Annotated in this window: 9 protein-coding genes and 1 other RNA gene; 4 read left to right on the top strand and 6 right to left on the bottom strand. The window is 50.8% G+C overall.

Annotation, left to right across the window (positions count from 1 at the left end; all coding sequences use genetic code 11):
* Nucleotides 1-131 precede the first annotated feature (131 nt).
* Nucleotides 132-998, bottom strand: coding sequence for a delta-class carbonic anhydrase (locus tag MRS74_RS02495; protein ID WP_254578692.1), 867 nt, complete (start codon nt 996-998; stop codon nt 132-134).
* 685 nt (nt 999-1,683) lie between these two features.
* On the opposite strand from MRS74_RS02495, the gene MRS74_RS02485 reads away from it, so the two are divergent.
* A non-coding RNA gene (locus MRS74_RS02485) (sX9 sRNA) lies at nt 1,684-1,759 on the top strand.
* Between the two features lie 63 nt (nt 1,760-1,822).
* Entirely contained in the window at nt 1,823-2,287 is a 465-nt protein-coding gene (locus tag MRS74_RS02480) for a ferritin-like domain-containing protein (protein ID WP_254578691.1), read from the top strand.
* Nucleotides 2,288-2,742: 455 nt separating this feature from the next.
* Here the strand turns inward: MRS74_RS02480 and MRS74_RS02475 are convergent, their stop codons facing one another.
* Together MRS74_RS02475 and MRS74_RS02465 are read right to left on the bottom strand one after the other, a co-directional pair.
* The gene (locus MRS74_RS02475; protein WP_254578690.1) at nt 2,743-3,924 is read right to left on the bottom strand and encodes an NAD(P)/FAD-dependent oxidoreductase; all 1,182 of its coding nucleotides are present in this window, start codon (nt 3,922-3,924) and stop codon (nt 2,743-2,745) included.
* Between the two features lie 565 nt (nt 3,925-4,489).
* On the bottom strand, nt 4,490-4,786 hold the full coding sequence (locus MRS74_RS02465) for a hypothetical protein (RefSeq protein WP_254578689.1): 297 nt from the start codon (nt 4,784-4,786) through the stop codon (nt 4,490-4,492).
* A 218-nt stretch (nt 4,787-5,004) separates the two neighbouring features.
* On the opposite strand from MRS74_RS02465, the gene MRS74_RS02460 reads away from it, so the two are divergent.
* The gene (locus MRS74_RS02460) at nt 5,005-6,060 is read left to right on the top strand and encodes an IS91 family transposase (protein ID WP_254578688.1); all 1,056 of its coding nucleotides are present in this window, start codon (nt 5,005-5,007) and stop codon (nt 6,058-6,060) included.
* Nucleotides 6,061-6,412: 352 nt separating this feature from the next.
* Here MRS74_RS02460 and MRS74_RS02455 read toward each other — a convergent pair whose 3' ends face one another.
* The 3 genes from MRS74_RS02455 to MRS74_RS02445 form a co-directional block, all read right to left on the bottom strand.
* On the bottom strand, nt 6,413-10,180 hold the full coding sequence (locus MRS74_RS02455; protein ID WP_254578687.1) for an NACHT domain-containing protein: 3,768 nt from the start codon (nt 10,178-10,180) through the stop codon (nt 6,413-6,415).
* 174 nt (nt 10,181-10,354) lie between these two features.
* Entirely contained in the window at nt 10,355-10,642 is a 288-nt protein-coding gene (locus MRS74_RS02450) for a hypothetical protein (RefSeq protein WP_254578686.1), read from the bottom strand.
* Nucleotides 10,635-11,264, bottom strand: coding sequence for a nucleotidyltransferase domain-containing protein (locus tag MRS74_RS02445; protein WP_254578685.1), 630 nt, complete (start codon nt 11,262-11,264; stop codon nt 10,635-10,637). The genes MRS74_RS02450 and MRS74_RS02445 overlap by 8 nt, the downstream gene beginning before the upstream one ends.
* Before the next feature lie 493 nt (nt 11,265-11,757).
* On the opposite strand from MRS74_RS02445, the gene MRS74_RS02440 reads away from it, so the two are divergent.
* On the top strand, nt 11,758-12,512 hold a 755-nt coding region (locus tag MRS74_RS02440), incomplete at its 3' end, for an IS66 family transposase (RefSeq protein ID WP_254578684.1).

Here is a 12,512-nt window from a genome sequence, read left to right as displayed (position 1 = left end):
CTTCGCGGGATTGAGCGCATTAAACAGCGCAACGTTGAGCCCGGAACTTGACTCATACGAAGAGACTGAACGGCCAGGCTGAGAAACAGGGGCAAAAGACAAGGCCTGCCCCCTTTCTTTCTAAAGGATTATCAGTCGATCGCTGACAGCAGGTCCGGATTGATCACCAGATTTCGTACGCCATGGGCATAGGATTCGTCAAAGATATTGTCTTCGCACCACTGGCCAACGGTTTCAATATTAACCTTGGCCACCCTGGGGCGAACACGCCATGAAACCTGCAACGGCGAGCCCTTCTCGTTGTAGTCAGGGCCCGTTGTCGAACCGGAATATTGAACAGCATCACCGGCATTGGCCGGAATATTCAATGCCTGGTGCAGACCATCCTTGACACCCAGCTTCGCCAGTTCGCGGAAATCGCCTGCTCCTCCATCATTGACCAGAACGAATACCTGGGCTTCGACACGCAATTGCGGGTTATTGATCGACTCCTGCAGACAGGCCCGCAGGGTCGGGCCCGGGCTGACTTGCGCGCTGGAGAAAACGTAGTGAACCTCAACGGTATCGCCCGGAACCAGGCTGCCATACTTGCCTGGGCAGATAGCCTTGCTTATCGGTGCAAGCTCCTGGTCGCCAAGGGTACCTGAATACCGGTATCCCGTCTGGTGGCCGTGCCCATCACCGTTACCCGCGTAGCGGCTAAACTCACCACCCTTGTGCTCGGCGTTATTATGGAAATGGATATTGCACAGGTTCATCTGGTCATAAGCCGGTGCCGCACCAAAGGCGCGACTGTTATTACCCTCAAGCGCCTGGATATCACGCGGGGACTGAGGGCCGAATCCCCTACCCTGCGTATTGTCCTTAAGTAACTGGCGCTGCTGGGCTATAACCTCGTCCGGCACCTCGCCATGTGCGTCTGCAGGTGCCTCCCTGGCCTGCAAACCAAAGGATGCCAGGGATGGCAATATAAGCGCAGCAAACAGGTACTTCTTCATGGTATCCCTTCCTTATAATTGGTAACGAAAGCCGTCGTCCAATGACATGAGCCTGAACCCAGCGGTACGGCTCACAAAATCTAGTGGATTATACGCATCTACGCTCAAGCTCTGCAGCACCGACATAGCCTGGCAGAGACGGATACATCCATAAGCGCAAACGGCCCATTAACGCATTCACGCACCGCTTGACCACCGGCTAATGGGTACCCCCTGCCCCCATAGCAGAGCAACTGGAAAGCGGGTGCCGGATAACCGATCAGCCAGAAATGCACTACGTGAAAAAGTTTGCAAAATCTCTGAGGCGGCATTGCGTGGGTATCTGAAACTATACAAAACACGAGCTCGGCAGTGTCAGAATCGAGGCCGCAATGGCAGCGTCGGCATGATCCGTAAGCGTGCAAGAGCCATCAGGGATACCGAGTACTTCAAGCTCAAGATCAGGCAATCATCGCTTCCGGACAAGGCGTCGATGTTCTATGTCCCCGTTTGATCACCACTCACGACACCGGAGAAGAGCCGACAGCCAGGATAAAAACCATAAATATCAATAAATTAGATTCAAACCGGTGAAGTGCTATATTTAGAGGCCACAGTCGGGCGTACTTTGATCGAATGCATCTGGGTATCTCTAAAAACCTACTGCGCGACTCATATGCTGCGTTGCGCGGTGCTCGGAATCCTCATGTATACCCCATACACTGCGGTTCCTGCGCGCCGTGCGCCTCGCCTCTGAACCGCTCGTTACGGTTTTTCGAGGCGCCCATCTGTTTGTCGTCATCAGCTTGATCAGCCAGGGGCACCAGCCTCAAAAGGTGAACAACATGTCGAACATCGATAAAGATAAGGTGATTGGAGTCCTGAATCAGATACTCGAAGCGGAGCTGGCCGGGGTGGTGCGCTATACCCACTACTCCCTGCTGGTTTTCGGCTACGGCCGTATTCCCATCGTGTCCTGGTTACGCGAACAGGCCGACGAGTCCCTGCTGCATGCACAACAGGTCGGGGAATGGATCACCACCCTGGGTGCCTATCCGTCCCTGGGCATCGGTCGGCTGCTGGACTCGCACCAGCATGATATCGGCGCCATTATGCGCGAATCCCTGAAAGCCGAAGGCGAGGCCCTGCAGCTGTACCGGGACCTGCTGGCCCTGGTGGACGGCAAGTCCGTCGCGCTGGAGGAGTTCGCCCGTCAGATGATTTATACCGAAGAGCTGCACGCCGCCGAGGTCGACAAGATGCTGCGCAAGCCCGGTGATCTGTCCGCCTTCGCACCGCGCCCGGTATAGCGGCCGGTCATCACCAGCCGCCCTCGCGCTCTCAGGAGGTCATCAGGGGACTGAATGTCGCACAGAAACTGATCCAATCTCACCTGGCCAGCGGCACCATGGTGCCGGGCGAGCCGATCGAACTTGTCATCGATCAGACCCTGACCCAGGATGCCACCGGCACCCTGGTGATGCTCGAGTTCGAATCGCCGCAACCTGATCAATTTCGGTGTTATCCCGCTGCTATTCGCCGATGATCACAGCTATGAGGGCATCGAGGCCGATCATCGACTGGTGATTCAGGGTCCCGTGGCCCAGCGCGAAGCCGGCGCGCAGATTCAGCTGCACAACCAGACCAGTGGGGAACCCTGCAGCTGCGTCACGATCCCTGGGCCAATGAAATCGCGACGCTCAAAGCCGGTGACCTGATCAACAAATTCAAAGCAGACAAGGCCTCACAACCGGCTGATTAGCGATCAGCTCGGTAATCGCCCCCGCAGACTGTCCGGGCGCAACGGACCGGGTTCGGCAATCAGCGCTCGGGCGGCGTCCACTTGCCCCCAGACGTCCCACAGCAATACCCCGCGCACCCGGCCGTCCTCGAGGTAGTACACCACCCCTTTACCGCCCGGCTGTTGCCAATCTGCCACTGTCTCGAGCCGCGCATCCAGTTCCCCGACCCCCTCAAAGCCAAGCTCGAAGAGATCGGAATAGAAAAACGGCAGGTGGTGATAGGGATCGGCGGCACCGGCCATATTGCGCCCGGCAAGTTGCCCCATGGTGTTGGCATTGTCCTCGTGTTCCACGCGGATGCGCTTGCCCAAGGCCGGATTATGGAAGGCTGCGACATCGCCTGCCGCGTAGATGTCCGGATCACCGGTGCGCAGGTACTCGTCGACGACGATACCGTTATTCACCTCCAGCCCCGCCGCTTGCGCCAGTTCGATATTGGGCTGGATGCCGATGCCCGCCACCACGCCATCGACCTGGATCGACTGCCGACTCGCTGTTTTCAACAGGCACTGAGTGTCACTCAGCTCTAGCGCAGTGACCGTTTCCCCCGCCAGGACCTGTACCCCCTTGGCACGATAGTAATCGTTTAAAAACAGCCCCAACGCCCGCGGAAAGACGCGGCCACCGATCGTTTCCTCCGGAAACAGCATCACCACCTCCTTGCCGTTCATGGCCAGGGCGGCGGCGATCTCGGACCCGATAAAACCGCCGCCAATCACCGCAAAACGCTGGCCCTGCTCAGTCAGCGTACGCAAGCGACGGTAATCCGCCAGGGTACGAAAATAGATGATCCGCTCACCCTCGAACGGTAGCTGCCGGGGTGTCCCGCCGGTGGCCAGCAGTAGCTTGTCGAAGCTATAGCGGTCCTGCTGGCTATCGATGACCTCCTTATTCTGCCGATCAAGCGTCAGCGCCCGTCGCCCCAGGTGCAGCTCCAGCCCCTTTTCCGGCGTATTGCGCCAGACTTTGTCCAGCGGCCCCCCCTGCCAGAGCCCTTTGGACAGGGGCGGACGGTCATAAGGCGGCTCGGGCTCAGCACCGATGAGACCCACCGAGCCCGTTGGGTCGATTTGACGAATGCCGCGCACGGCGGCATCAGCGGTCATACCCGCGCCGATGATCAGGTACCTGTAATGCTGTGACATGTCTCCCCCCTTTGCAGGATGTCCTGGCTCTCAGTGAACTATAGCTACTTTCACTTCAACCAGATCGCACCTATCCTGATCGCCAGGATCCGGATTAAAGAAGCTGCTGTCATGCCCGATCTCTGCGTACCCAGGGCTGGCTTAGCCACTTAACCCAGCCGGCACTGCAGTGGTCAACTAATACCGGACGGAACGTTGAGTTTTTCATCGGCTCTCGCCGGCGGAACGCAATCGTTATACTGTTGAGGGCGCAGCCAGCTGTAGCGGTGCATCAAATAGTAGCTGAGGTCACGTTGAGCCTTGAGGAGGCTGACTTAACCTGCCCCCTCTGTCAGTGATGTCGTGCCCATGAACCGCGAAAGCGGCTCATACAACGGCAAGCGCCGTAGTCGCGGTGGCCGTCATCGATCCAATGCAACCCCGTTTTCAAACGCTTCTATGAGCACCTGAAAGCCCGGGGAAAGCTGCCTAAAGTCGCCATCATTGCCTGCATGCGATAGTTGATGTGGTCAGACAGCTTACGCCTGGCATCATCGGCGTCTAAGGCGTCCGGTGCATGCTCTCGTTAGAGCAACATCCAAAGTAAATTGAGCGCTGAAATGGCCACAAAACTGAAGTTCACAATTGTAGTCACTACCATGGCCACAGACGTATTGCCCCGCCTATAGATGCCGTGCAATCCAATAGCGCCACCAATTGAGTTAAATACTGCGCTAATCACTATAACTGGAAATGCTACATAAGCAGATAATGGCGGGTGTCCGCCTTTAAATGCCACGGCAACAGCAATCAGTAGAGTCCATCCAATTACTCCGATTGCAACGCAACTTAAACTTAGCCAAAATAATTTTCCAGTCATCATTTACCAATCGCGTCGTGGTAGGACGGCCAGTTACCTGAGCCGCCCCCACACAGATCCGGACGTGCGGAACTACCGCATCCGGCTCCTCAGTTATATATTCGCCCGCGTAAAGCACGCGCCCTAGTACCAATCCACCAGGCCCGCGTGACCCGACAGGCCACCGAGGTCGCGGTCAATCGTCTGACCGATTGCCTGGCGCTGCAGTGGGAGGTGGACGCATGAATCTGGCCGAACTGCTCGAGCGTCACTTGCCCGCCTTCTACCGGACCTACGGCGACCGCTGCACCCCGAGCATGCAGCAGGCGATCCATGCCATCCAGCGCTGCCACACCGACAGCTGCGGTCACAGCCGCTGGCAATGCACGCATTGCGACCTTCAGGAGGAACACCCGCTCTCCTGCGGCCACCGCAGCTGCCCTCGATGCCAGCACCAGACCACCCGGCAATGGCTGGCGCGGCAGCAGACCAAGCTGTTGCCGGTCGATTACTTCATGGTCACCCTGACCCTGCCGTGCCAGCTCAGGTCCCTGGCCTGGTGCCATCAAGCCCAAGTCTACCGCGCCATGTTCCGTGTCGCCAACGGACTGCTGAAGGACTTTGCCGCCCGCTCGCCCCGGATGGGGGACGACATCGGCTTCACGGCGGTGTTGCACACCCACAGTCGCACGCTGGATTACCATCCTCACCTGCACCTGGTGGTACCCGGCGGCAGTTACGATCCACGCCGGCGCCACTGGCGCAAGATCCGCCAGCGCTACCTGTTCAACGCCCGCGCCCTGGCCAGGGTCTGGCGGGCACGCCTGCTGGCCGCGCTACGCGACGAGGCCGGCCTGGTGTTGCCCTCGGCACTGCCCGAGCAGTGGGTCGTCGACTGCCGCCGCGTCGGCCGGGGACTGCCGGCACTGCAGTACCTGTCACGCTACCTGTACCGGGGCGTGCTGCCGGAACGCAACATCCTCGGCGAAAACGCGGGCCTGGTAACCTTCCGCTACCGCGACAGCCAAAGCGGTCAGCTCAGCACCCGCACCTTGCCCGCCGTCCAGTTCCTGTGGCTGGTGTTGCAACACGTGCTGCCCAAGGGCTTCCACCGCTTGCGCGATTACGGCTTCCTGCGCGGCAATGCGCAGTTACGGCTGCAACGGATTCAACTGCTGCTGCAGGTCACACCGACGCCACCGGACGACACGCCGCCGCCACGACCGCTTTGCCCCTGCTGCCATCTGCCCATGCTATGGGCCGGGGTGCGTGCCGCCCGACCACCGACCCTGGGCTGACCCCTTATAAGGAAAATCACCTCAACCGACGTGGAGGGCACTGATACCCAGGATGCGAACAACGACAACGCTTTGATTGGTTCAGCAGGCCAAGGGTGACGCGCGTCTGCGAAAAAGTCACCGCTCGTGCCGCCGTCCAAAACCGCCACGCACCGCACGCCGTAATTTACCTTATAAAGGCATCTGGCCGGGCTTGTTCAACACCCGGATCAGGTGGCGGCTTCGCGCCACCTATCCTTATTTGTTATACGTTCCCTGCACCATCTTCGCGATGTCAAAATCCGGCTATAAGGGACATTAAAATCAAGAATCACGACCTGTTGATTCGGATTGAATTCATAATGATAAATTGTTATCTGCTTTCCAGAAAATCTCTCTTCTTCTCACTTTCGATGTGGCCAATCTTATAGTCGATTTGCTTTTCCACGTAGGCTTTGTGATTAATAAGTTTGACAGACGTGAAGATCGACGCAAGTTTTATCAGGAACTCTTTTTCCTTTTCAAAAATTGGCACACGGCTTCCAGACCATGATCGCGTTGTAAACTCATAATCTAACTTTATGAAGTGATCTAAATCATCATCTAATGCAATAAACTCTCGAACCATATCTATTCTAAAGTCTTTCCTCATGCCGTTCGCTACGCAAAACAGAAATTGGATATATTCAAAATTTTCACAGTGTTTTTTCATGCTGTGAATAAGAAACGCTTCCTGCCGATCTGTATGATCATCTTCTCTAGCATCTTTTGATTTTTCAAATAGTTTTACGAATATATTGTCATGCCCAACATACGATTCCTTTTCTTTCTCAAAAACGCATAAAGCATATGCTTCTACGTCCGATAAATAAGTTTCCATTCTCCATAGAAATTTCATATCCGGCATGTTTGTGTAACTTGAAGGCCACCGCTCACGGCCATAAATTTTATCTACGACAAGCTCTAGCATTTTGCTGTTTTCAGTATAAAGAATCTCTAGTGTTTTTCCCGCGTAGTCAAAGTGATTATCGAAGTCGATCATAACCAGATACGCCTCAACAACAATTTCCTTATCTGTCCCGTATAGCTCCATCAGTCTTTTATTGGTTGAAGAATACGGATTGAAGATGTGATCCAGAGGGCGGACAAAACCAATCTCTTTGGTAGATTCATATTTATCCAGCATAATACGAGTAACCTTACAGAAAACTGATTCGTCTACTGTTATATATTTTTCCAAGAAATCAATTCTGAACAAATACTCCCAGCTATCAAGGCTTGTGATAAGGGTAAGTAAATATTTTAAGCTTTCTTCGTTTATATCTTCGTCTGGTAACGCAGAATAACAGGCTAGAAGCCAGTGTCTTTTCCACCTAAACTCCTTAGAGTTGATAAGCGAGAACACATCCTTTGAAGGATTATTTTTCATTAATTCAGGAATAAAGATATAGGTATTTAGCTCAAAAATATCATCATATTCTAGGTAAATGGAAGTGAACGCAAAAAACTTATCTTTGTGTTTTTCAGCAACAACATTAAATACAATGCGCATCCCTTCGCCAATTGAGTAGCTTCTATCCCTGCCAGTTAACGAATCATGCAGGATGGCGGCTTGATCTAAAAACGCACGGAATTTATCTTCATTCGTATCTTCAAAATACGCTGCTATTTCATCAAATCTATACTTCTTGTACTCTTCATCACCCATTTCGAGCATTTTTCTCTCTGCTCGATCTTCGAGTAGCAGATCAGAAAGCCGAAGAATTTCATTATTGAAATCAGTTTTCCACGATTCAGGATAATCGACTGAGATGGAGTCTAACCGCTCACAAAGATCTTTAACTAAAAAGCAGTGGGATATTTTGTTCTTATCGAATTTCGCTATGAGATACTCTTCTATAGCAGGCAAGTCGGCCTTTGCCATGTCTTCACTTTCATAGCCAAGCCTGCATATATATTCTTTAATGACCTCAAATGCATAGCTGGATACCGACTCATCAAACATCAATAAAGAAAGATGCAATATCAATTTCTTCCGTATCGGGTCTAGATACTCATCAGGGGATAATCTAAAGGTGATAATGTTTATTACATCACCCCGCCAAATGTGCTCTCTGTGTTCGACAGGCAAGAAAGATTTGGCCACTAGAACAAAGAGCCTTGAATATAGATAACCATCCTTTGTTCTCATCCTTTCTATAAGTAAATCTACCAATGTACTCTGTATGGAGTAAGCATATTTCCAATCGTCAGGCTTAAACGCATAATCACCAGCGAATAGCTTAATAACTTGCCCCAATAAGTCTGGAGATTTTTCAAGATAATCACAAATAAGATTCGTTGATATATTCAATTCGCTTTCGCCAATATATCGAAGCTTGCAGAGAATGCTTAGAATTAAATCCTCAGTGCTACTTTTTGACTCTTCAAATGTGACCTTTTCCCATCCGTCAGAATGCTTGGGTGTATTTTCTATAATCTCGTTTGTGAACGTTAACGCATTGGTTGGCAACGCAAACCAGAACGCATCCAAAAAAACTAAAATTTCATCTCTATTGCTAGACGACAACAATTCTTCGTATATTGTCGTCACTTCCTGCCTAATATCGGCAATGATTGCCCTTTGATCGAATGCCCTTATTACTGGGTTAAGCGCATCCGCAATTGCGCCCTTAAATCTTGGGAAGATATATTTTACTATTGTGGAGAAGGATATTGTTTTTTTATGGAATACAGCCGAATAGAATAAATAGGTAGAAAGCACCTGGTCAGACATTCGTACCACTTCATCTTCATACAAATCTACGATCTCTAGCTTATGAAGATGTTTAACATAATCCCAAAAATCTGATCCCTGAATGTCAAATAGATCACGCACAATACTCATTTGATCTTCGTTCAGCTTGTCAATTTTTCTGAATAGTGAAATTGCGCATGCCGTTAGCAGAAGATTAGGATTGCCTATGATCTCTTTGACACCATCGTTATTTCCAAAATAGTCATCATACAAGGTGGCTACATTTTGGATCGATTGTATGCTTTGTTTTTCAACAGCAACTCTTGCTGCCATTATTGCCAATCTAGCATTACCGTCAGCTATATCCTGAATCCTTTGCTGATACTCGAAATTCTTTATGTCGAATAATTCTTCTAGTAGGTTTTTTATCTGATCGTTTGATAGCTTATTTACCACCAACTCATTTATAGGTGTGACTTTATTTGCTTTTTCAACTACGGAATCAACTGCGTAGTCCCTAACTGTCGCCACCATTCGGTAATTTCTAGATGCGTCATATTCATTTAAATAATGTAGCAAGTAGTCTATTCTGCTATCCAATCTGTTGGCATCGTCAATTAATATTAGGTAGTTTCCTGGCTCGCTAAAGCGACTCTGCAAATCTCTTACTAAATCTGCGCCTTTATCAAACACACAATATGCTTTAAGGCTAGGATCTTTTTTGCACATCTCATTAAGGAGATTTACGGAAAAAAGTGTTTTTCCAACACCTGCGCTACCAGTCACCAATAGAAATTTAGACTTTTCAAGTAGCGCACACCCATGATCTAGCAATTCTTCTTGAAAAAGTAATTTGTTATCGATTGGTGTGGTGAGATGATTGTTGCCGTAACGAGCAACAAAATCATCCGTAGATAGAATCTGACCTGTATCTAATGACAAACCAAGATATTCTTCTGATAGAATCGGATAACAATTTTTAATTCCGAACGCGATTGAATCAAGACCACACAACGTTGGAACTATATTAAGCTTTATACATTTTTGACTAAGCTGATTAATTTCGCTTGTGGCTAGCTTCCCAAGATAGCAGATAATGATCTCACTAATCTGATCTATTTTTATACCCGTTTTCCCTTCATCCAGACACTTATCAATATCATCCGAAATCTTGTCAAAGAGCCTGTCCTGCTGCACTGTATATTCAGAAAAAATGTACTTCCCGTCTTTTTGAATAAGAAGCGTGTCGGGAGTTCCCTTTACCACTCTATCCGTGGTTTGCATCATTCCAATTGGGTTTATATTTTCATAGCCTTTCCTGTGTAACCAGTCATCGCATAGCCGCTGAAAAACTCCGCCTTCGAGTTCAAGTAATTTGCTTTTTATTTGATTTAATGTGGCCATATCAAATTTAACCTACAAACAATTAAACGATTTTCATAAGGGAGAAAATTGGTGTCAGAGCTATAATTCAACGTCTGATTTAGGTCGAAATCAGACTTACTGCTACCACCGTATAACGCTTGGCTTTGCGGCGTACCGGAGCGCAGCGTAGGGGTGTCCGACAACAGCCACTGGTTATACCGCATCCGCAAGTGCAGTAACCGCCTCAATAATTTTCTCTCTTCTCAGCTCATATTCACTACTCACTGGCTCTTGGCTACGAGTAGCCATAAAAAATAGCTCCGATGAGACATTTTTCAGTAGGCTCACCACTCTAGAAGATGGCCCAAGTCGGTTGTTCACCGCCCAACGATCAATCGCACTGGAGGACAGCCCGAAGAGCTTTTCATTAAGATAGAGCCTTGAGTTGACCATATCCAGAACACGTCTTTGGGTCGCCATTCGGCTAACAAACTCATCCATTTAAATTCACCTCATGGCATATTTCATTGATCCAAGATCGGCAGCGCTTCAACTCTGGCGATAAAATCGCCAGATCGATATCACCAATACTGTCCCCGGCCCCTCTCGTGGAAAGCAGGCGAGCCTGCATTAGTAAAGAGTAAACATCCTCATCAATATCCAGGCTTCTTGGGCCAAGCCGTCTTGCCGAATCCCTTCCGAAGGTTGGACTGTCCATCCTCGAGAGCGAATAACAGGTTGCGATATTCCGCAGAGCTAGGAAAATCGTTGAAAGTTCAAACACGAGACTCGGCGTGCCTTTCTGAACAGACTGGAATGAGGATTCAAATATATCTCGAAATTTCAAGCAATCGGCGACTGCTCCCGAGTATTTAGACGGCGCCCCCAAGTTTTGAAGAAAATCACCCCCATCGGCAGCGTAAATCAGGCGGCTCTCAAGAGACAGATGCCAGGCGAATGCATTACCAGCTTCCCAGAGTTCAAGTATTCTCGCATACGAATAAATCGAAAACTTCTCAGGATCGAGGCGAGAATCCCGACCTTCCACAAGCGCCAGCAGGTCGACATCAGAATCAACAGAAATATCACCGCGACAGATTGAGCCAAAAGCGTAGATATGCATTATCGACGACTAAACCGTTTAACTAGAATCGACACCAAGCAGGCAAGTATTACATACCTTAAAGCTGCGATACCCGCTAATAGCAGGCCTGAAAAACCATCTGGCCGAGAGACGCCCAGGAATACTTGCGGAGCATTTTTGACTGCCTCAACGTAACTGTTCAGTGAGGCTGGATCCTTTAAGAAATAAACCTCGCCCAATGCAATAGCTAATATTACCAAAAGTAATGTTCTAAGGTAACTATTCAGCTCATTTTTATAAAAAATATCTTGACAGGGTTTTTGCTAAAATCCTGAGAAGTCCTGCTGCGTGCGACCTATTGCCGTAAAGCCCAGCTCAAAGTCCCTGTTATCTCGTCAGGATCGCGCTGCGCCGTTACAGGTTATCGGACGAGGCAGCCACTGAAAAGCCGCTCAGATCTGCGCTCAGGGGGAAAATTTGGGCCTGAAAAAGTCGTGCGATAATAGGCCATCAATCGACGGATCCCAGGTTCATGAAGATCAGCAACATCGATGTCGACGCCACCCTGACGAATGTCAGGCAACAACTCAAGGACGACTCAGCGGTCTCGCCCTCGCTGCGCGCGGCCATCGAGTTGATGATAGTACTGATCCAGATCTTGGCCGGTCGGGCCAACACCAACAGTGCTAACAGCAGCAAGCCGCCTTCCCAGGATCCGAACCGGCCCAAGAAGAGCCGCAGCAAAGGCGAGCGCAAACCGGGCGGGCAGCCTGGCCGTATTGGCAAGACTCTACAACGGGTCGAGGAGCCGGATGCGATCACGACCGTGAAAGTGGACCGGCGCACCCTGCCCAAGGGCAGCGAATTCCGAGTGGTCGGCTATGAGAAGCGTCAGGTCTTTGATCTGGACATCAGCCGCTTCGTCACCGAGTACCAGGCCGAGATCCTGGAGAACGAACAGGGGCAACGCGTCACGGCGCCGTTCCCGGCCGGCGTCGATCGTCCGGTGCAGTATGGCCCTCGCTTGAAGGCGCATGCGGTTTATCTGTCGCAGTATCAGCTTCTGCCCTACGAACGCGTCCGCGAATACTTCGAGGATCAGGTCGGCATCCCGCTCAGCGCAGGGTCACTGTTCAACTTCAACCAGGAAGCTTTCGACAAAGCGGAGGGCTTCGAGCACTGGGTCAAGGAGCGTCTGGCCGCGTCGGAACTGATCCACGCCGATGAAACCAGCATCAACATCGGCGGCCAACGCCACTGGCTGCATTGCGCCTCGAATGACGGCCT

The organism is Marinobacterium sedimentorum (assembly GCF_024267675.1).
GTDB lineage: Bacteria > Pseudomonadota > Gammaproteobacteria > Pseudomonadales > Balneatricaceae > Marinobacterium_A > Marinobacterium_A sedimentorum.
This window is presented reverse-complemented; position numbering and strand designations above follow the sequence as displayed.

What these genes read in the sequence shown, in the direction of transcription:
- MRS74_RS02475 (WP_254578690.1), bottom strand. Translation starts at nt 3,924, where the DNA reads ATGTCACAGCATTACAGGTACCTGATCATCGGCGCGGGTATGACCGCT.
- MRS74_RS02455 (WP_254578687.1), bottom strand. Translation starts at nt 10,180, where the DNA reads ATGGCCACATTAAATCAAATAAAAAGCAAATTACTTGAACTCGAAGGC.
- MRS74_RS02495 (WP_254578692.1), bottom strand. Translation starts at nt 998, where the DNA reads ATGAAGAAGTACCTGTTTGCTGCGCTTATATTGCCATCCCTGGCATCC.
- MRS74_RS02450 (WP_254578686.1), bottom strand. Translation starts at nt 10,642, where the DNA reads ATGGATGAGTTTGTTAGCCGAATGGCGACCCAAAGACGTGTTCTGGAT.
- MRS74_RS02465 (WP_254578689.1), bottom strand. Translation starts at nt 4,786, where the DNA reads ATGATGACTGGAAAATTATTTTGGCTAAGTTTAAGTTGCGTTGCAATC.
- MRS74_RS02445 (WP_254578685.1), bottom strand. Translation starts at nt 11,264, where the DNA reads ATGCATATCTACGCTTTTGGCTCAATCTGTCGCGGTGATATTTCTGTT.
- MRS74_RS02460 (WP_254578688.1), top strand. Translation starts at nt 5,005, where the DNA reads ATGAATCTGGCCGAACTGCTCGAGCGTCACTTGCCCGCCTTCTACCGG.
- MRS74_RS02480 (WP_254578691.1), top strand. Translation starts at nt 1,823, where the DNA reads ATGTCGAACATCGATAAAGATAAGGTGATTGGAGTCCTGAATCAGATA.